This is a genomic window from Rhodoferax sp. GW821-FHT02C08 (genome assembly GCF_059421805.1).
In genome coordinates, this window is record NZ_JBWKVR010000005.1 from 34810 (window position 1) to 52593 (window position 17784).

Sequence of the window (17784 nt, forward strand, 5' to 3'; positions counted from 1 at the left end):
AAACATAGCACCTTGCGCACATGAAATATGCGCAGGAAGCCGATTTCATTCAAAAGTTTCGACAGCCCACCTCATGCCAACGCACGCGCCGCCACCTCGCAGAACCAGCACACGCCCAGGGGCAGCGCGTCGTCGTTGAAGTCGTAGCAGGGGTGGTGCAGCGCGCGTTCGCCGTCGGGCCCGGGATCGGCGCGGCCCTGGCCCAGCCACAGGTAGGCGCCGGGGTTGCGCTGCAACATGAAGGCGAAGTCTTCCGAGGTAAAGGCCGCGCGCGGCGCCTCTGCGGCCTGCAGGCCTATCGCCTGGGCTGCGTCGAGCGCCAGTGCGGCTTCGGCCGCGGTGTTGATGGTCGCGGGGTAGTAGCGCAGGTAGTTCAGCTCCGCCTGCACGCCACCGGACAGGGCCACGCCCTCTACGCAGGCGCGCAACGCGGCTTCGATGCGGTCTTGCGTGGCGAGGTCGAAACTGCGCACCGTGCCAGTGATGCTCACCTCGGCCGGCAGCACGTTGTGGCTGTGGCCGCCCTCGATACGCGTGACCGATAGCACGGCCGATTCGCCAGGGTCGATGCGGCGCGAGACGATGGTGTTGAGCAGGGTGACCAGCTGGCTGGCTGCGAGGATGGCGTCCGGCGTGTGCTGGGGCTGGGCCGCATGGCCGCCGCGGCCGCGCAGCACGATGTCGAAGCGATCGGCTGCGGCCATGATGGGCCCGGGCCGGGTCTGCGCCTGGCCCAGCGGCAGGTCGGGCCAGTTGTGCAGCGCATAGACGCTGTCGCAGGGAAAACGGTCAAAGAGACCGTCTTCAATCATGGCGCGGGCGCCACCCTTGCCTTCTTCGGCCGGCTGGAAAATGAAATGCACCGTGCCATCGAAAGCGCGGGTGCGCGCCAGTTGCCGGGCAGCACCGATCAACATGCTGGTGTGGCCATCATGGCCGCAGCCGTGGTGGGCGCCAGGGATACGACTGGCGTAGGGGCTGCGCCCGAGCTCCACCACGGGTAACGCGTCCATATCGGCGCGCAGGCCAACGCTACGGGTACTGCTGCCGCAGCGCAGGCTGCCGACCACACCGGTACCGCCCAGTCCCTCATGCACGTCCAACCCGAGCAGGCGCAAGGACTGCGCGACGATGCCGGCGGTACGCCGCTCGGCAAACGCCAGTTCGGGGTTGGCGTGCAGGTCCTGGCGCAAAGCCACCAGGTCCGGCAACAGGTCGGCCACCGGTGCCGCGATGTCCCTCAGGGCTGCCGGCATCAGCGCCCAGCCTCAACCGCGTCGGCCAGCTCTTTCAAAGTGTGGAAGTGGTAGTCGGGCTGGGTCAAGGCCGATTCGATGGTGCCGCCCGAGCCCGCCTGCCCATGGCGCCGCTCGATCCAGCAGGTGGTAATACCCAGCTGCTTGGAAATACCAATGTCGTGGTACTGGCTTTGCGCAACGTGCAGATTGTCTGCCTGCTTGTAACCCCAGGCCCCTTCAAAGCGACCCCGTGCATAAGCAAAGTAACGGGCATCGGGCTTCTCGCAGAGCGCGTCGTCGCAGCTCAGTTCCAAGTCAAAGGGTTGGTCAAGCGTCTTGGCGAAGTGCTTCAACGCCCAGGTCTGCGCATTGGTCATAGTGACAAGCTTGAAGCGCTTGCCCAAACGTTTCAATGCCTCGACGGAGTCAGGAAACGCCGGCCATTGGGCCACGGAATCACGGAAGCCTTGTGCCAGTACATGGCTGTCAGGCAGGCCCAGCGGTGGCGCAATCGCATGCCATACGCGCACCAGATCGTCGGGGTACCAGGTGACGTCTTCGCTCTTGCGGGCCTTGCGGTAGGCACTGAGAAAGTCGTCGTCGGACACCTGGGTGCCTGGTACGGCGGTATGCAAATAGTCGAGCATGCCGCGCTCGAAATCGATCAGAGTGCCGACAACGTCGAACGTGAGGACTTTGAAGTGTTGAAGAGACAAGTTAAGGCTCCAGCTAAGACGGTGTATGTCGTATAGCTAAAGCATAGGCGGCAACGCATTCGGTGCGAGAGCAAACCGGGCCACTGCCTTGGCACAGGATTCTGTTGTCGCCTCGGCAGCAGCATGTTCTACCGCGTGATCGAAGCCTGCGCCTTATTCCACGACTCGAACCCGCCTGGATCAGCGCCAATGAAAGGGCAGCTTGAAGTCCAGTGGACCCAGGTGCATATGGATGGAGCCCAGCCCAAGGGCGCAAAGAACTGCGAAAACGACAAAAAACCAGCCTACCGCAAGCATGAATGTGTTCAGAAATTTCATAGCCGAGGATGTTAACGCCCGCCCAGAAGTCGTTTTGCACCCTAAGCGCTTGAAAACCAGCTGGAGCGCTCCCATCTGGTATCCAGAACCTTCACTTGAGCAGGTTTTTAGAAATTTCCCATAACTTTCAATAGGTTACACAGGTTTTCAAGATACCCAGAGTTCCACGTTTGCCAAGAATCGACAATCGCTACAGGCTTACTGGGTCAAAGCTCCCAGCTTTGACCAAGGGAATACCCTAGCGCCAAAGAGGAAATCCCCGGCTTTAGCACTCTCTTTAATAGAGTGCTAATATTCAGCCCTAGAGAAAGGGAATCTGGTATGAACCTTCAAACTGGAACCATGTCCACCGCATTGGCGGCCCCGAACCCCTGGGCCCTGGTGCCCCCGCTGGGTAACCTGGACGCATATATCTCCGCGGTGAACCGCATGCCCATGCTCACCCTGGAGCAGGAACAGCAATACGCACGCCAACTCAAGAACGATAACGACGTGGACGCCGCCGGTAAGCTGGTGCTATCGCACCTGCGCTTGGTTGTGTCCGTCGCACGCCAATACCTGGGCTACGGCCTGCCACATGGCGACCTGATCCAAGAAGGCAACGTCGGCCTGATGAAAGCCGTGAAGCGTTTCGACCCTGACCAAGGTGTGCGCCTAGTGAGCTACGCGCTGCACTGGATCAAGGCGGAGATGCACGAATACATCCTGAAGAACTGCCGCATGGTCAAAATGGCGACCACCAAGGCACAGCGCAAGCTGTTCTTCAACCTGCGCTCCATGAAGCAGGGCTTCAAGTCCGATGCGAGCGACGGTGACACCCACCGCGACACCTTGAGCGAGTCGGAAATCGAGTCGATGGCCAGCCAGCTGAATGTGAAGCGCGAGGACGTGATCGAGATGGAAACCCGCTTGTCCGGTGGCGACGTGATGCTGGACCCGGGTCCATCGGACGATGGCGAAGACAGCTACGGCCCCATCGCCTACCTGGCCGACACGGTGCACGAGCCCACAGCCCAGATCGAAGCCCACCAGCGCGACACTCTGGCCAGCGATGGCGTGCGCAGCGCGCTGGACGGCCTGGACGAACGCAGCCGCCGCATCGTGGAAGAGCGCTGGCTCAAGGTACAGGACGACGGCTCTGGCGGCATGACGCTGCACGAGTTGGCGGCCGACTACGGCGTGAGTGCCGAACGGATTCGCCAAATCGAATCTGCGGCCATGAAGAAGATGAAAAAGGCGCTGACCGAATACGCCTAAGTGCTGCATTCGCCGCCAAACAAAAAGGGACCTAGACGGTCCCTTTTTTTATGCAGCCTGCTTGAGCAGTATCTTCAGGTCGCCCAGCAGCGGCGCCACGCCACCGCCGTAGCGCGCATACAGGCGCAGCCGGCCCTGGGTGTCGTACACGTAGCTGCCAGCGGAATGGTCCATGGTGTAGCTGGTAGGCGTGCTGCCATCCACCTTCTTGTAGTAGACCTTGAAGTCCTTGGCCACGGCGGCCAACTGCTCAGGCGTGGGCACCAGCGCCAGGAAGCTGGGGTCAAAGTTGGCCATATAGGCCTTCAGCAGAGCCGGTGTATCGCGCTGCGGGTCCACGGTGATGAAAATGCCTTGCAGGCGGTCGCCATCGGCGCCCAGGGACTTCTTGATCTCGGCCAGCTCGGCCATGGAGGTGGGGCAAACGTCCGGGCACTGGGTGTAGCCAAAGAACACCACCACCAGCTTGCCTTTGAAGTCCTTCAGGCTGCGGCGCTGGCCGTTGTGGTCGCTCAGCTGGAAGTCCTTGGCATAGTCCGCCCCGGTGACATCCACCGAGGCAAAATCGGCCTTGGTTTCAGAACAGGCAACAAAAAGACCGCTAGCGCACATAGTTACTGCGCCAACAGCTACTCTTTTAATAGCATCACGTTTATGCATAAGGCTCAGATCAGGTAGTGGTCTAGCAGCAACGCAGCAAACAGCGCGCTCAGGTGGATCAGAGAAAAACGGAAGGTCTTGCGCGCCAGGGCGTCCGAGTAATTGCGCCACAGTGCAAAACCATAGCCGCAGAAGCCAATGCTCAGCACCACGGCGGTTGCCAGGTACAGCCAGGAACTCATGCCGTAGATGAAGGGCATCAGGCAGGCCGCGAACAGCACCAGGGTGTACAGCAGCACCTGCAGGCGGGTGAACTCGTTGCCATGGGTCACGGGCAGCATAGGCAGGCCGGACTTGCGGTAGTCCTCCACCCGGTACAACGCCAGCGCCCAGAAGTGCGGCGGCGTCCACAGGAAGATGATCAGGAACAGGATCAAGGCTTCAGGCCCGACATTGCCGGTCATGGCGGCCCAGCCGAGCACCGGCGGCATGGCGCCCGAGGCTCCGCCAATGACGATGTTCTGCGGCGTCAGCGGCTTCAGAATGACGGTATAGACCACGGCATAACCCACAAAGGTGGCAAAGGTCAGCCACATGGTCAGGGCATTCACCCACACATACAACAGCACCGAGCCAGCCACGCACAACAGGGCCGAAAACAGCAGGGTTTGCCAGTCCTGCAGCTCCTGCCGCGCCGTCGGCCGCCAGGAGGTGCGCTTCATCTTGGCGTCTATGCCCTTCTCTACCAGGCAATTGAAGGCGGCAGCGGCGCCAGCCACCAGCCAGATGCCCAGGCAGGCCACCAGGCCCAGCCGGACTTCGGCCCATGTAGGCGCGCCGGGCACAGCCAGCACCATACCAATCAGTGCACAAAACACGATCAACTGGACCACGCGCGGCTTGGTCAGCGAATAGAACTGGCGCAGGCGCGAGGGCGGCGCGGCAGTCATGGGAGGGGCGGTAGGTTCAGCAACACGCATGCAAACAATCTCGGTCCAGACAAAAAATACACGCCGTCAGCGAACGGGGCGCTGCGCCGCCGGCTCGCTGAAGGCAAAGGAAACACGGGGCTCGGCGGCCAATGCACTGCGGCGGCTGCAAACGATCCAGGTCAGCACGACCACCAGCGCGGCCGCGCCCCCTGTATGGCCCACGGCAGCCAGCATAGGCCAGCCCAGCACCACATTGCTCAAGCCCGTCGCAAACTGCAACAGGGTCAGCCCACCCAGCCAACGCGCCTGGCGCTGGGTGGCCGGATTACGGTGCAAGCGCCAAGCCAGCCATGCCAGCGCCAACAGCACAAGATAGGCCATCAGCCGGTGGGTGTAGTGGATAGCCGTCAGCGCCGGAAATCCCAGGTAGGTGCCATCCTGCAAGCGCCCCAGGGGGCGCCAGATCTGGAAGGCCTGCTGGAAGTCCATCTCTGGCCACCAGCTGTTTTGGCACAGGGGGAAAGTATCGCAGGCCAGCACCGCATAGTTGGTGCTGACCCAGCCGCCCAAAGCCACCTGGCAGGCCAGCAGCGCAAACACCAGCCAATGAATCCAACGCGCTCCCGGCCAGGCCGGCGCTGGCACCCGCTCGCGCTGGGCGTAGGCCACGGCCTGCACGCACAGCAACACCAGCAGCACCAGACCGCCGATCAAATGCAAGGTGACGATGGCCGGGAACAGCTTCATGGTGACGGTCAAGGCACCGAATGCGCCCTGCACGCACACCCACACCAAGGTCAGCATGGGCCACCAGGGGCTGACGGGCAGGATCAGGCCTCGCCGGCGCTGCCACCAGCTGGCAATGGTCAGCGTCAAAATCAACACGCCGACCGAAGTCGCCAGATAACGGTGCACCATCTCCACCCAGGCCTTGCCATGGGTCACGGGTCCGCTGGGCATAGCAGTCTGGGCATGGGTGATTTGGGCCACGGCACCCAGTGGGCTGGCATTGCCATAGCAGCCCGGCCAATCGGGGCAGCCCAGACCGGAGTCGGTCAGACGGGTGAAGGCACCAAACAACACCAGGTCAAAGGTCAGAAACAAGGTCAACACCGTCAGGGCCTGCAAACGCCCCATGGTCGATGCCTGGGGGTTGCGCAGTCGCACCCACACCAGGGGCACGACGGCGATCAGCAAGCCCACCAGCATGACGCGGATGGCGGGCGACAGGTCGTACAAGGCAGGCGTGTCCATTTAACGGCCCGGTTGGTCCCAGGCTGCCGAGGCGCGCAACAGGCGCTCCAGGTCCCGCTTGGCGTTCGCCGCACCGGCCAGGTCCAGGCTGGCAGGGAAGCGCATCATCCAGTTGCCCAGGGGATCAACCAGGTACAGGTGATCGGCCAGCAGATGGCCCTGGGCAGGTGATAACCACTGCGATAGCTGTGACTCGGGCAGGCGCAGCACGGTGGCACCTTTCAAGGCGGGCAACAGGCGCTCGGGCACGGGGGCTTCGTCTGTCACCAGCCAGACCCAGTCCACGCGGTCTTTTTCCTTGCCCTGGGTCTCGCGCAGCTGGCGCTGCAAATACAGGTGTTTCTCACACAGCGCATCGCATGCGCCACTGCCTACGCTGAGCAGCAGCCACTGGCCCTTGAGCGCCCGCAGATTGCCAGGCGTACCGTCCAGCGCTTGTACCGGCTGATCGGGCAGCGGGCGCTGCGGGTCGATCAGCTCGCCAAAATTGCGCCGACCCTCGGGGCGGATCACGTAATAGGTGAAATACGAGGCAACCACCGGTGCAGCACAAGTCAACAGCACGGCCAACATCTTCCAGCGACCCAGCACCGTGCGCCGACTGGCACCATCCACCGCCTCCTGTGGCGTAGGCATGGAGTGCACCGTCATGCCCAGCAAGTGGTCTTCAGACGGGCTCACGGCAGCGGGAGTGCTTAGGGATGAAGCGTCGGACAATTTGGAACCAGACATAAAGGATTGCGATCAGGGCAGCCAGCCCAAACCATTGGAATGCATAGCCATAGTGCTTTTCAACACCGGTATTGGCCTTGGGCCAGTCACGTTGCAGCAGCGGTGCGGGCGGCCCGGTTTGGAATACAGACGCCGCCATCAGGGGCAGGCCGGTCTCCGCAGTGAAAGCTGCCAAGTCGAGATTTTGCCGGATGGGCCCCGACTCTACCGCCTGGAAGGCGTAAAGCTTGGACGGTGGCGGGGCCATACGCCCTTGCACATCTACCAAGCCCCCGGGCGTATCGATGCGGGGCAAGGCCGTGCGGTCCAGGAAATTGCGTGGCACCCAGCCCCGCTGCACCAGGATCACGGCCTGGCTGTCCAGCAACTGCAAGGGCGTCACCACATAAAAACCAGTCTGGTCGTGCATCTGGCGGTTGTCCAGAAACACCGTGCGCTGCGCCACCCAATGGCCACGCAACTGGACATTGCGGTGCAGCAGCGAATCAACCTGCGGACTGGCCAGCAACTCGGCCTGTGCGACCGGCGGCAGCCGGTTCTGAGACTCGATGGCGGCAAACAAGGCCTCCTTTTGGGCTGCACGCGACAATTGCCAGCGCCCCAGCGACAGCGTAGCGGCCAGGCCCAGCAAAGCCCCTGCGGTCAGCAAACAGAAACGCAACTTGGGGCTCACGGGATAATGCACTCCATGACCTACCTCGCCCTCATTGCTTTTGCGGCCATCTTCGCCAGCCTGGGCGCTGCCCTGTACTTCATGCTCAAAGGCGGCAAGGACGACCCAAACAGCCCGAAAAAGGCCGACCGCATGGCGCGGGCACTAGCGTTCCGTATCGGGTTCTCGGTATTACTGTTCGTCTGCATTCTGGTGGGTTGGAAGCTGGGATATTTGCACCCCACCGGCATCCCTGCCGGCAAATAAGGCGCAGCAACAAAAAAGCGCCCATCGGCGCTTTTTTGAAGGATGGTAGAGGGCAGCGCCATTACATCCAGTAGACGATCACATACAGGCCCAGCCAGACCACGTCCACGAAGTGCCAGTACCAAGCCGCGCCCTCAAAGCCGAAATGCTTTTGCGGCGTGAAGTGGCCCTTCATCAGACGCAGCGTGATAAACAGCAGCATCAACATGCCCACAAAAACGTGGAAGCCGTGGAAGCCGGTCAGCATGAAGAAGGTAGAGCCGTAGACGCCGGAACTGAGCTTGAGATTCATCTCGCTGTAGGCGTGGGCGTATTCATATCCCTGCACGAACAGGAACACCGTACCCAAAATCACCGTGGCCCACATGAAGCCAATCGTCTTGCCGCGCTGGCCTTTGACCAGCGCATGGTGGGCGATCGTCAGCGTCACGCCCGAGCTCAGCAACAGACCGGTGTTAATGGTCGGCAGCCAGAACGGCGTCATGGTTTCGAAAGGTTCAATGATGTTCGCTGGCGAAGCCGTGACACCCGCAGCCAAGCTGGGCCACACTGCCTTGAAGTCCGGCCACAGCAAGGCGTTGTCCAGACTCCCCAAAACCGGCACGGAGTGCGCACGCGCCCACCACAAAGCGGTGAAAAAGGCGCCGAAGAACATCACCTCCGAGAAGATGAACCAGCTCATGGCCCAGCGGAAGGACAGATCGATCTTGTGCCCATAGAGCCCGCCTTCGCTTTCACGGATGGCGTCGCGGAACCACTGGTACAGCACACCCCACCAGAACAGCATGCCAACGGCCAGTGAGTACTTGCCCCATTCGGCATCGTTCACCCATTGGCCAGCGCCCAGGATCACAAAAAACAAGCCCAACGCAGCCATCGCCGGGTGGCGCGATGGACCAGGCACAAAGTAGTACGGTGTTGCGGCATGCGCGCTTGAACTCATTTCAGCTCCTTGGTCTCACTTATTTTCTTAACCGTTTAGCAAAGCAGATCACTTCGCTACCACCCAACTGACAAAAAACATCAAACCCACCACGAACAGCAGCACGGCCAACAAGCCTACTGCAATCACCTGCAGCGGACTCAGCTTGGCCAGGTCATCTTCAAAGCCGCTGCGCTTGCGTATGCCCAGAAACGACCAAGCCACCGTCTTGATAGTGTGCAGTACAGAGGCCTTGGCCGGTGCACTCATGAGCCCCGCCCCGCTTCCACATGCTTCCCTGCATCGACCGTGGACACAGGCGCTGGCGGGGTCTTACCACCCACTTCAAAAAAGGTATATGACAAGGTGATCGTGCTCACATCCTTGGACAGCTTCGGGTCGATCACAAAAGCCACAGGCCATTGCTTCTTCTCGCCTGGATCCAGGGTGTATTGATTGAAGCAAAAGCATTCCAGCTTGTTGAAATGCGCCGCTGCCTGCCTGGGCGCATAGCTGGGTATAGCCTGTGCGGCCATACGCCGGTTCTGCACGTTCTGGAATTCGTACATCACGGTAGTCAGTTCGCCAGGGTGCACCTGTAGCGATCGCGTGGCGGGTTTGAACTCCCAGGGTCCACGCGCGTTCGCATCAAACTCTACCGTGATGGTCCGGCTCATATCCACCTGGGTATTGGCGGGTAGCTTGATAGCCTTGCCTGCACCGCCATCGCCCGGCAACTGACGCTCTGCCAACGCCAGCACATTGATGCCGGTCATCTCACAAATCGCCTTGTACAACGGCACCAGCGCATAACCGAAAGCAAACATGCCCAGCGCCACAACGCCCAGCTTGCCCATCATCTTCCAGTTTTCGCGACGCACGTACATGCAGGCCTTGTAGTGACTTAGTGGTGGCTCAGCAGAACCATCTTGACAACAAATCCCACAAAGAACACCAGCGCAACCGACGCCAGTATCAGTCCGGTACGAAGGTTGTGCTTCTTTTGCTCTGGCGTCAGCATAGTCAGGTGTTATCCAATGACGCGGGTTGCCGTGGCATCCAGCTTGGGTGGGGTTTCAAAGGTGTGGAAGGGTGCGGGCGATGGCACCTCCCACTCCAGACCTTCAGCGGCCTCCCAGGGCTTTTGCGACGCTTTTTCGCCCTTGCCCATCATGGCGGGCAGTACGACGAAAAAGAAGAAATACACCTGGGCAAAACCGAAGGCAAACGCCCCCACCGACGCAATGGCGTTGAAGTCAGCAAACTGCATGGGGTAGTCCGCATAGCGGCGCGGCATACCGGCCAAGCCCAAGAAGTGCATCGGGAAGAAGGTGACGTTGAACGCTATCAGCGACCACCAGAAATGGATCTTGCCGCGGCGTTCGTTGTACATCACACCGGTCCACTTGGGGCACCAATAATAGAAACCGGCAAACATGGCGTACAGCGAACCTGCCACCAACACGTAGTGGAAATGCGCCACCACGTAATAGGTGTCCTGCAGCTGAATGTCGATAGGCGCCACCGCCAGGATCAGGCCGGTGAAGCCGCCCATGGTGAACACGAATATGAAGCCCACAGCGAACAGCATCGGGGTTTCAAAGGTCATCGAGCCCTGCCACATGGTGGCGATCCAGTTGAAGATCTTCACGGCGGTCGGCACGGCGATCAGCATGGTGGCGTACATGAAGAACAGCTGGCCTGTCACCGGCATGCCGGTGGTGAACATGTGGTGCGCCCAAACAATGAACGACAGGATCGCAATAGAAGACGTGGCGTAGACCATGGAGGCGTAGCCGAACAACTTCTTACGTGCAAACGCTGGCACGATGTGGCTGATGATGCCGAAGGCCGGCAAAATCATGATGTACACCTCGGGATGGCCGAAGAACCAGAAGATGTGCTGGTACATCACCGGATCACCGCCACCGGCGGGGTTGAAGAAGCTGGTACCGAAGTGGCGGTCCGTCAGCGTCATGGTGATGGCGCCGGCCAACACGGGCATCACGGCGATCAACAGATAGGCGGTGATCAGCCAAGTCCAGCAGAACATCGGCATCTTCATCAGCGTCATGCCGGGTGCGCGCATGTTCAGGATGGTGACGATGATATTGATCGAGCCCATGATGGACGATGCGCCCAGAATGTGCATCGCAAAAATACCGGCATCCATGCTGGGGCCCATCTGCAGGGTCAATGGTGCATACAGCGTCCAGCCCGCGGCAGGCGCACCGCCAGGCATGAAGAACGAGCTGACCAGCGTCACAGCGGCGGGAATCATCAGCCAGAAGCTGAAGTTATTCATGCGCGCAAACGCCATGTCACTGGCGCCGATTTGCAACGGGATCATCCAGTTCGCAAAGCCCACAAAGGCCGGCATGATGGCGCCGAACACCATGATCAGGCCGTGCATGGTGGTCAGTTGGTTGAACAACTCGGGATTCACGAACTGCAGACCAGGCTGGAATAGCTCGGCGCGGATCAGCAGCGCCAGGACGCCGCCCACCATTAACATGGTGAAACTGAACAACAGGTACAGGGTACCGATGTCCTTGTGGTTGGTCGCAAAAACCCACCGACGCCAGCCCGTAGGTGCGTGGTGGTCATGCCCGTCGTGGTGGGCATGGTCTTCGTGGGGATGGAGAACTGCGCTCATCTTGCTTTCCTTGGAAATCTGTACGTTGCGAGAGCAGCTTATTTGCCGCGCAGAGCCAAGACATCAGCCGGCTGCACCAGTTGGCCCGTCTTGTTGGACCAGTTGTTTTTGGTGTAGCTGATGACTGCTGCAATATCGGTATCGCTGAGTTGCTTCCAGGAAGGCATGGCACCGTTGTTTTGCCCATTCAGCACCGTCATGATCTGCAGACTCTTGTCCGCATCCAACACCTTGGGCGAACCATCCAGTGGCTTGATCGGGCCTGCGCCCTTACCGTTGGCCTGGTGGCAGGCTGCGCAATTGGCTGCATACACCTTTTCACCGCGCTTGAAGATGTCGTCCAGTGTCCAGACCTTGGAAGGATCATCGGCCTTGGCAGCCATCTTCTTTTTCTCGCCGTCCACCCACTTGGAATAGTCTTCTGCCGACACCACCTTCACCTGGATGGGCATGTAGGCATGCTCCTTGCCGCAAAGCTCTACACATTGGCCATAGTAGGTACCAACCTTTTCCGCACGGAACCAGGTGTCGCGCACAAAACCGGGAATCGCATCTTGCTTGATACCGAAAGCCGGCACACCAAAGGAATGGATCACATCGTCTGCGGTGGTGATGATGCGCACCTTTTTGTCCACTGGCACAACCAGCGGGTTGTCCACTTTCAGCAGGTAGTCGTCCACCACTTCATTGGCCTTGGGGCCACCATTGTTGGACATGGCGCGCTGGCTGCTGTCCAGCGTGGACACGAAGCCGATTCCTTCGCCCTCACCCTTCAGGTAGTCGTAGCCCCATTTCCACTGCATACCAGTGACCTTGACGGTCAGGTCGGCATTGGTGGTGTCCTTCAAGGCGACGACCACCTTGGTGGCCGGCAGCGCCATCAGGATCACGATGACGAAGGGCACGATGGTCCAAATCACTTCTACCACTACGGACTCGTGGAAGTTGGCGGCCTTGTAACCCTTGGATTTGCGGTGCTTCCAAATGGAATAGAACATCACCCCGAAGACCGCAACAAAGATGACGCAGCACACGATGAGCATGAACCAGTGCAGCCACTGCTGCTCTTCGGCGATCTTGGTGACTGCGGGGGCCAGATTCAACTGCCGCACTGCGGGGCCACCGGGTAGATCATTGACCGCATGCGCAGCAGTGCTGAACCATGCGCCCACCCAGACGCCGAGTGCGGGCAGGAGTGAAGCCAACTTGTTAGGAATCATCTTCATCGTTTTAACTTCTTCTCAATAGAACCAGTTTGTCTACGCTGCCCAAGCAACCCTGGACCTCCCCCTCAAGCGCTGCGCAATGCCATGCGAAGTTCGCGGGCCAACGCGGACCGCAACTCTGGACGCACATACCGCCCTACCTCTACCGAACACCCCTGGCCGGACACCTCTATCAAGGACCGGTCACCTGTTTTGGGTTCGATTCTGACCCATTCACGGTGAAACTCAGCTCGCTCCAGTCGGCCCGCATTTTCCAACTCAACCACCAGACGGGGACCTTGCAACGAAATCTTCTCGCCATCGGTGGCATGGCGGGCATACACCAGGAACGCAATACCCACGGCCGCCAGCTCCAGCCACGCAAAAGGCAATACCAACTTGGCACCCTGCATCCAGAAAAAGGACGCAATCCCCAAAGACACCACACAGATCGACGCGTACAGCCAAGCCAGCTGGGTCGGAGTGACCGAACAATTACGCTTCAGAAACCAGTGGATGTTCTGGCCGGAAACGGTGGCGAAGCGAAATACCAGATTCGACACGGATGGCACTCACAAAATTAAGCCCTTCGGACGACTTGACTGTCACTTTCCGATGGGCTTAGCTGCGTGGGAAGATACCCATATGTTTTTTCATTTTCATTGTAGCCCGCCTTTCCCGCTGGCGGCCTACCTAGAAACCATCATGCCGCGCCAGGCTTGGCTCTCTGCAGCATATCGCGCATGTCTCGCAGCGAAACCGCGCTTTGGGCACTGACCCGCAGCTTGGGTGCAGGCTTCAGCGCGTGGCCATAGATCAGCTCAAACGTCAGCGGCAGCCGCCCCTGCTCCGCAGCACTGGCCAATTGACGTGCCAACGCGGCCTCCAGTTGCGCGCGCCAGGCCTTACCACGCAAACCCGCAAAGCGCTGGGGATGCAGGTTGCGGCCGATCGAGCGCAGGTCCTGCAGCAGACGCTGTGGGTTCTCATACGTCAGCCGGATGCGCTCCATGTCCATCACCGGCTCGGCAAAGCCCGCGTGCACCAGCATGTCACCCCAGTCATGCATATCGGTGAACTGGTGGCCCGGCAGCGGCCAGCCCTGGGCAGCATAGACACTGCGCAGCTCCTGCACGGTGTCCGGCCCCAGGCAGGAAAACATCAGAAAGCCATCGACGGCCAAAGCGCGGTGCCACTGCGCGATCAGGGCCTGGGGGTCGGGCGCGGAATGCAACAGCATATTCGCCCACAGCATCTGCACACTGCCATCGGGCGGCAACTGGGCATGCTGGGGGGGTGCCGTCCAGCGGCCCGGATTCCACCACGGTTTTGCTACAGATTGAATAGCTGCCTGCGCTTGATTTTCGTGCGCCTCCACCACATAACACGCAGCATCCGGGTAGCGGGCTGTGAGCTTGGCATGGGCCTCCAGGCCGCCGCGCACCGGCTCCCAGTGGGCCCAGGCCTGCGGCTGCAGCTTGATCCACTGCAGGCGGTCCTCCATGCGCCGGGCCACCTCCTCGTGCAACCAAGGGGACGTTGTGGCGGGCAGGCGGGCCCAGCGGGCGGCGGCGGCGGGGTCAATCGTGGGCGGAAGTTGGGTCGTCATAGGCTAGCCGGCTAGTATATTGAGGCCATGTTCCGCGCGCTTATCCACCGGGCAGCAACCCTTTTGCCCAGCCAGTGCGCCGTCTGCCGGGCCTGGCCCAGCCAGCCGGTGTGCGGCGCCTGCGTGGCCCGCTTCGCCCAGCCGCGCCTGCGCTGTACCACCTGCGCCCTGGTCGTGCCCGAGGGCGTGGGCCAATGCGGTAGCTGCCTGCGGCAAGCACCTCCAGTGGATGCCTGCCTGGCGGCGGTGGACTATGCCTATCCCTGGTCGCAGTGCATTGCGCGCTACAAATTCCAGCAGCACGTGGGTTGGGCCGCTACGCTGGCCGATCTGCTGCGCCACAGCCCTTGGGTGGAACCCGCGCTGGAACGCTGTGATGTGCTGCTGCCCATGCCTTTGTCGGCAGAGCGTCTGCGCGAACGCGGCTTCAACCAATCGCTGGAACTGGCGCGCCACCTGGCGCCGCACAAAACCGATGCACGGCTGCTGCTGCGCACCCGGCATACCGCACCCCAGCCCGCGCTGAGCCGCACCGACCGCCTGCGCAACGTCAAAGGCGCTTTCGCCGTAGAACCTTTGCGGGCCCACAGCCTGCGGGACAAACGGGTGGTGCTGGTGGACGATGTGATGACCAGCGGTGCCTCGCTGTTTGGGGCGGCGGCCGTGCTGCGCCAGGCCGGCGCCACGCATATCACCGGCCTGGTGGTGGCGCGCACACCTGTAGATTAGCGCTCGAAGAAAGCCCGCACCACCTGTGCCACGCGGCGCACATCGTCTTGCGACACGTCCAGGTGGGTGACCAGGCGCAGGGTATACAAGCCGGTGGCCAGCACCTGCTGGGCCTTCAGGTGTTCCACCAGTGCCTGGGCCTGCTCGGCAGCTACGTGCAAGAACACCATATTGGTCGGCCCGGCATCCACCTGCAAGCCAGGAACGCCCGCCAGCAACTCGGCCAGCAGGCGGGCATTGGCATGGTCATCGGCCAAGCGCGCCACGTGGTGCTCCAGCGCGTACAGGCCGGCGGCCGCCAGCACGCCGGCTTGGCGCATGCCGCCGCCCAACATCTTGCGCCAGCGCCGCGCCTGGGCGATGAAGTCCTTGCGGCCCAGCAGCACCGATCCCACCGGCGCACCCAGGCCCTTGCTCAGGCAGATGCTGACCGAGTCAAATCCGGCGATGAGTCGGCGTTCGGTCTGTATCAACACCTCGCCGGGCTGCTGCGAGGCCACAACGGCGTTAAAAAAGCGCGCCCCGTCCAGATGGCACTGCAAGCCGCGCCCATGGGCCAGGGCCACCGCCGCGTCCACATAGTCCTGCGGCAGCAGCTTGCCGCCGATGGTGTTCTCCAGCGCCAGCAGGCGCGTGCGGGCGTAGTGCACGTCGTCGGGTTTGATGGCGGCGGCGATGCGCTCCAGCGGAATGCTGCCGTCGCGCGCGTTGTCCAGCGGCTGGGGCTGGATGCTGCCCAGCACGGCTGCGCCACCCGCCTCCCATTTATAGCAATGGGCCTCCTGGCCGACGATGTATTCGTCACCGCGCTGGCAGTGGGTCATCAAGGCAATCAGGTTGCTCTGCGTGCCGGTGGGGCAGAACAGGCCGGCCTCAAAGCCCAGGCGCTCGGCCAGGCTGTCCTGCAGCAGGTTCACCGTGGGGTCGTCGCCAAACACGTCGTCACCCAGGGGTGCGGCCAGCATGGCGGCCTGCATGGCGGTGGTGGGACGGGTGACGGTGTCGCTGCGCAGGTCTATGGTTTTCATGGGGCGTCAAAAAGAAGGGGATGCGACAGGATAATCCAGGCATGTTGAACATCGTCCTGGTCGAACCTGAAATCCCGCCGAACACCGGCAACGTCATCCGCCTCGCGGCCAATACCGGCTGCAATCTGCACCTGGTGGAGCCGCTGGGCTTCTCCATGGACGACAAGCATATGCGCCGCGCCGGGCTGGACTACCACGAGTACACCACGCTAACCCGCCACGCCGACTGGCCCAGCTTTCTGGCCACCGCCCAGCCCGACCCGCAGCGCCTGTTCGCGCTGACCACCAAGGGCACGGGCAATGTGTTCGACTGCGCATTCGCGCCCGGCGACTGGCTGGTGTTCGGCTCAGAAACCAAGGGCCTGGCAGAGAGCGTGCGCGCCGCCTTCAGCCCCCAGAATTGCCTGAAGCTGCCCATGCGGCCCGGCCAGCGCAGCCTGAACCTGTCCAACGCCGTAGCTGTGACGGTATTCGAGGCCTGGCGCCAGTGCGGCTTTCAATAGCTATCAAATAAATAGCTACCTGCGCAGGTAAAACCTGCGTTATCGGCCTATTTCTTATAAATCCGTTCAGGCATAGTGGCGCACCAGCGACTCGGCCACGCAGGCCGGCCTAGCCTGGCCTTCCAGCTCCAGCGTCGCCTCCAGGACGATCTGCACGCCCGGCTCAGCCAGTGGCGTGCAGGCCAGCAGCTTCAGGCGTGCACGCAGGCGACTGCCCACGGGCACGGGGTGGATGAAGCGCACCTTGTTCAGGCCGTAGTTCACCGCCATGCGCGACTCGGTGATGGCAAACGAGCTGTCAAGCAGGCGCGGCAGCAGCGACAGCGTCAAAAAACCGTGCGCGATCGGCCCGCCGAAGGGTCCCGCCTTGGCCCGCTCCACGTCCACGTGTATCCACTGCTGGTCACCCGTGGCGTCGGCAAACTGCTGCACCTGGGCCTGGGTGATGAGCGTCCAGTCGCTGACGGCAATCTCCTGGCCCACCGCAGCGGCCAGCTCGGCGAAAGTGGCGAAGGTTTTCAAATGGCTCAGGCGTCCAGCCAGGCAGCCAGGGGCTTCCACTGCTCCAGGTCTTTTTCAACCCGGCTGGGCGCCACATCGAACAGGCTCAGGCCGCCGGCGGCCAGATGCACATAGTTTTGCGTATCGCGCAGATGGCTCAGCACCGGCACTTCCAGGCCGTCCAGGTATTCACGCAGGCGGTCGGCCGACAGGGTGCGCTCATCCACCCGCATGCCGACCAGGCCGACCTGCATCTTGTCGATGCGGCGGTGCTCGGCCAGCCGGTCCAGAAATTTGCGCGTGGCAAAGATGTCGAACACACTGGGCTGCAGCGGGATGACGATCTTGTCGGCCAGCTTCATCACGTCCTTGAAACGCTTGCCGTCCAGGCCGCCGGGCGTGTCCAGCACCACATAGCCATCGGCTTTGCTGGCTTTGGGCGGTTTGTCGATCTCGTCGGAGGCCACATCCCAGGCGGTGATGGGCGCCGCATGCTCCGGACGCAAGTCCAGCCAAAGGCGGGACGACTGCTGCGGGTCGGCATCTCCCAGCAGCACTGCATGCCCCTGGGAGGCGTAGTAGCCCGCAATCTGGGTGGCCAAGGTAGATTTACCGACGCCGCCCTTGGGGCTGGCGACAACAACGATGGGCATGGAGAACTCCTG

22 protein-coding genes are annotated in these 17784 nt (G+C 61.5%); 4 read left to right on the forward strand and 18 right to left on the reverse strand.

Features of this window, described 5'->3' with window-relative positions:
* Positions 1 to 71: 71 nt before the first annotated feature.
* On the reverse strand, positions 72 to 1256 hold the full coding sequence (locus AC07VY_RS07565) for a M20 aminoacylase family protein (protein ID WP_495097134.1): 1185 nt from the start codon (positions 1254 to 1256) through the stop codon (positions 72 to 74).
* A complete protein-coding gene (locus tag AC07VY_RS07570; protein ID WP_495097133.1) occupies positions 1256 to 1954 on the reverse strand; it encodes an HAD-IA family hydrolase in 699 nt (232 codons plus the stop codon). The genes AC07VY_RS07565 and AC07VY_RS07570 overlap by 1 nt, the downstream gene beginning before the upstream one ends.
* Before the next feature lie 639 nt (positions 1955 to 2593).
* Here AC07VY_RS07570 and rpoH point away from each other — a divergent pair.
* Positions 2594 to 3529, forward strand: coding sequence for an RNA polymerase sigma factor RpoH (rpoH, locus tag AC07VY_RS07575; protein WP_495097132.1), 936 nt, complete (start codon positions 2594 to 2596; stop codon positions 3527 to 3529).
* A 48-nt stretch (positions 3530 to 3577) separates the two neighbouring features.
* Here rpoH and AC07VY_RS07580 read toward each other — a convergent pair whose 3' ends face one another.
* Genes AC07VY_RS07580 through AC07VY_RS07600 form a run of 5 tightly spaced genes read right to left on the reverse strand, consistent with a single transcriptional unit; the run spans position 3578 to position 7720 of the window.
* Positions 3578 to 4141, reverse strand: a complete 564-nt coding sequence (locus tag AC07VY_RS07580) for an SCO family protein (RefSeq protein ID WP_495073732.1) — start codon at positions 4139 to 4141, stop codon at positions 3578 to 3580.
* Positions 4142 to 4194: 53 nt separating this feature from the next.
* Positions 4195 to 5109 (reverse strand): heme o synthase, encoded by a 915-nt coding sequence (cyoE, locus tag AC07VY_RS07585; protein WP_495097131.1) that lies wholly within the window; start codon positions 5107 to 5109, stop codon positions 4195 to 4197.
* Between the two features lie 36 nt (positions 5110 to 5145).
* Positions 5146 to 6315: a COX15/CtaA family protein gene (locus AC07VY_RS07590; protein ID WP_495097130.1), complete on the reverse strand. Its 1170-nt coding sequence runs from the start codon at positions 6313 to 6315 to the stop codon at positions 5146 to 5148.
* Entirely contained in the window at positions 6316 to 7047 is a 732-nt protein-coding gene (locus AC07VY_RS07595) for an SCO family protein (protein ID WP_495097129.1), read from the reverse strand.
* Positions 6983 to 7720 (reverse strand): SURF1 family protein, encoded by a 738-nt coding sequence (locus tag AC07VY_RS07600; RefSeq protein WP_495097128.1) that lies wholly within the window; start codon positions 7718 to 7720, stop codon positions 6983 to 6985. Before AC07VY_RS07600 ends, AC07VY_RS07595 begins: the two co-directional genes overlap by 65 nt.
* A 15-nt stretch (positions 7721 to 7735) precedes the next feature.
* Here AC07VY_RS07600 and AC07VY_RS07605 point away from each other — a divergent pair, with 15 nt between their 5' ends.
* On the forward strand, positions 7736 to 7966 hold the full coding sequence (locus AC07VY_RS07605) for a twin transmembrane helix small protein (protein ID WP_495097127.1): 231 nt from the start codon (positions 7736 to 7738) through the stop codon (positions 7964 to 7966).
* 61 nt (positions 7967 to 8027) lie between these two features.
* Here the strand turns inward: AC07VY_RS07605 and AC07VY_RS07610 are convergent, their stop codons facing one another.
* The 8 genes from AC07VY_RS07610 to AC07VY_RS07645 form a co-directional block, all read right to left on the reverse strand.
* The gene (locus tag AC07VY_RS07610; RefSeq protein ID WP_495073738.1) at positions 8028 to 8909 is read right to left on the reverse strand and encodes a cytochrome c oxidase subunit 3; all 882 of its coding nucleotides are present in this window, start codon (positions 8907 to 8909) and stop codon (positions 8028 to 8030) included.
* 48 nt (positions 8910 to 8957) lie between these two features.
* A complete protein-coding gene (locus AC07VY_RS07615) occupies positions 8958 to 9158 on the reverse strand; it encodes a DUF2970 domain-containing protein (RefSeq protein WP_495073739.1) in 201 nt (66 codons plus the stop codon).
* Positions 9155 to 9775, reverse strand: coding sequence for a cytochrome c oxidase assembly protein (locus AC07VY_RS07620; RefSeq protein WP_495073740.1), 621 nt, complete (start codon positions 9773 to 9775; stop codon positions 9155 to 9157). Before AC07VY_RS07620 ends, AC07VY_RS07615 begins: the two co-directional genes overlap by 4 nt.
* Positions 9776 to 9792: 17 nt before the next feature.
* Positions 9793 to 9909, reverse strand: coding sequence for a cytochrome oxidase small assembly protein (locus tag AC07VY_RS07625; RefSeq protein WP_490590801.1), 117 nt, complete (start codon positions 9907 to 9909; stop codon positions 9793 to 9795).
* A 9-nt stretch (positions 9910 to 9918) separates the two neighbouring features.
* Positions 9919 to 11544, reverse strand: coding sequence for a cytochrome c oxidase subunit I (gene ctaD, locus AC07VY_RS07630; protein WP_495073742.1), 1626 nt, complete (start codon positions 11542 to 11544; stop codon positions 9919 to 9921).
* A 38-nt stretch (positions 11545 to 11582) separates the two neighbouring features.
* Positions 11583 to 12770, reverse strand: a complete 1188-nt coding sequence (gene coxB / locus AC07VY_RS07635; protein WP_495097126.1) for a cytochrome c oxidase subunit II — start codon at positions 12768 to 12770, stop codon at positions 11583 to 11585.
* 65 nt (positions 12771 to 12835) lie between these two features.
* The gene (locus AC07VY_RS07640; protein ID WP_495073744.1) at positions 12836 to 13312 is read right to left on the reverse strand and encodes a DUF2244 domain-containing protein; all 477 of its coding nucleotides are present in this window, start codon (positions 13310 to 13312) and stop codon (positions 12836 to 12838) included.
* 140 nt (positions 13313 to 13452) lie between these two features.
* On the reverse strand, positions 13453 to 14358 hold the full coding sequence (locus AC07VY_RS07645) for a class I SAM-dependent methyltransferase (RefSeq protein WP_495097125.1): 906 nt from the start codon (positions 14356 to 14358) through the stop codon (positions 13453 to 13455).
* A 27-nt stretch (positions 14359 to 14385) separates the two neighbouring features.
* Here AC07VY_RS07645 and AC07VY_RS07650 point away from each other — a divergent pair, with 27 nt between their 5' ends.
* A complete protein-coding gene (locus AC07VY_RS07650) occupies positions 14386 to 15087 on the forward strand; it encodes a ComF family protein (protein WP_495097124.1) in 702 nt (233 codons plus the stop codon).
* Here the strand turns inward: AC07VY_RS07650 and ltaE are convergent.
* Entirely contained in the window at positions 15084 to 16115 is a 1032-nt protein-coding gene (ltaE, locus tag AC07VY_RS07655; protein WP_495097123.1) for a low-specificity L-threonine aldolase, read from the reverse strand. The two genes, AC07VY_RS07650 and ltaE, sit on opposite strands and share 4 nt — an antisense overlap.
* Positions 16116 to 16156: 41 nt before the next feature.
* Between ltaE and trmL the strand changes: the two genes are divergently transcribed.
* Positions 16157 to 16618 carry a tRNA (uridine(34)/cytosine(34)/5-carboxymethylaminomethyluridine(34)-2'-O)-methyltransferase TrmL gene (gene trmL / locus AC07VY_RS07660; protein ID WP_495097122.1) on the forward strand — a complete coding sequence of 154 codons (462 nt, stop codon included), beginning with the start codon at positions 16157 to 16159 and terminating at the stop codon, positions 16616 to 16618.
* A 66-nt stretch (positions 16619 to 16684) separates the two neighbouring features.
* Here trmL and AC07VY_RS07665 read toward each other — a convergent pair whose 3' ends face one another.
* Both AC07VY_RS07665 and AC07VY_RS07670 read right to left on the reverse strand, forming a co-directional pair.
* Positions 16685 to 17140, reverse strand: coding sequence for a MaoC family dehydratase (locus AC07VY_RS07665; RefSeq protein ID WP_495097121.1), 456 nt, complete (start codon positions 17138 to 17140; stop codon positions 16685 to 16687).
* A gap of 5 nt (positions 17141 to 17145) precedes the next feature.
* Positions 17146 to 17772 (reverse strand): nucleotide-binding protein, encoded by a 627-nt coding sequence (locus tag AC07VY_RS07670; protein ID WP_495097120.1) that lies wholly within the window; start codon positions 17770 to 17772, stop codon positions 17146 to 17148.
* Positions 17773 to 17784 lie beyond the last annotated feature (12 nt).

Excerpts from the sequence above, each read along its gene's own strand:
- AC07VY_RS07565 (WP_495097134.1), bottom strand. The coding sequence starts at position 1,256 with ATGCCGGCAGCCCTGAGGGACATCGCGGCACCGGTGGCCGACCTGTTG.
- rpoH (WP_495097132.1), top strand. The coding sequence starts at position 2,594 with ATGAACCTTCAAACTGGAACCATGTCCACCGCATTGGCGGCCCCGAAC.
- AC07VY_RS07580 (WP_495073732.1), bottom strand. The coding sequence starts at position 4,141 with ATGTGCGCTAGCGGTCTTTTTGTTGCCTGTTCTGAAACCAAGGCCGAT.
- cyoE (WP_495097131.1), bottom strand. The coding sequence starts at position 5,109 with ATGCGTGTTGCTGAACCTACCGCCCCTCCCATGACTGCCGCGCCGCCC.
- AC07VY_RS07590 (WP_495097130.1), bottom strand. The coding sequence starts at position 6,315 with ATGGACACGCCTGCCTTGTACGACCTGTCGCCCGCCATCCGCGTCATG.
- AC07VY_RS07595 (WP_495097129.1), bottom strand. The coding sequence starts at position 7,047 with ATGTCTGGTTCCAAATTGTCCGACGCTTCATCCCTAAGCACTCCCGCT.
- AC07VY_RS07605 (WP_495097127.1), top strand. The coding sequence starts at position 7,736 with ATGACCTACCTCGCCCTCATTGCTTTTGCGGCCATCTTCGCCAGCCTG.
- AC07VY_RS07610 (WP_495073738.1), bottom strand. The coding sequence starts at position 8,909 with ATGAGTTCAAGCGCGCATGCCGCAACACCGTACTACTTTGTGCCTGGT.
- AC07VY_RS07615 (WP_495073739.1), bottom strand. The coding sequence starts at position 9,158 with ATGAGTGCACCGGCCAAGGCCTCTGTACTGCACACTATCAAGACGGTG.
- AC07VY_RS07620 (WP_495073740.1), bottom strand. The coding sequence starts at position 9,775 with ATGTACGTGCGTCGCGAAAACTGGAAGATGATGGGCAAGCTGGGCGTT.
- AC07VY_RS07625 (WP_490590801.1), bottom strand. The coding sequence starts at position 9,909 with ATGCTGACGCCAGAGCAAAAGAAGCACAACCTTCGTACCGGACTGATA.
- ctaD (WP_495073742.1), bottom strand. The coding sequence starts at position 11,544 with ATGAGCGCAGTTCTCCATCCCCACGAAGACCATGCCCACCACGACGGG.
- coxB (WP_495097126.1), bottom strand. The coding sequence starts at position 12,770 with ATGAAGATGATTCCTAACAAGTTGGCTTCACTCCTGCCCGCACTCGGC.
- AC07VY_RS07645 (WP_495097125.1), bottom strand. The coding sequence starts at position 14,358 with ATGACGACCCAACTTCCGCCCACGATTGACCCCGCCGCCGCCGCCCGC.
- AC07VY_RS07650 (WP_495097124.1), top strand. The coding sequence starts at position 14,386 with ATGTTCCGCGCGCTTATCCACCGGGCAGCAACCCTTTTGCCCAGCCAG.
- ltaE (WP_495097123.1), bottom strand. The coding sequence starts at position 16,115 with ATGAAAACCATAGACCTGCGCAGCGACACCGTCACCCGTCCCACCACC.
- trmL (WP_495097122.1), top strand. The coding sequence starts at position 16,157 with ATGTTGAACATCGTCCTGGTCGAACCTGAAATCCCGCCGAACACCGGC.
- AC07VY_RS07670 (WP_495097120.1), bottom strand. The coding sequence starts at position 17,772 with ATGCCCATCGTTGTTGTCGCCAGCCCCAAGGGCGGCGTCGGTAAATCT.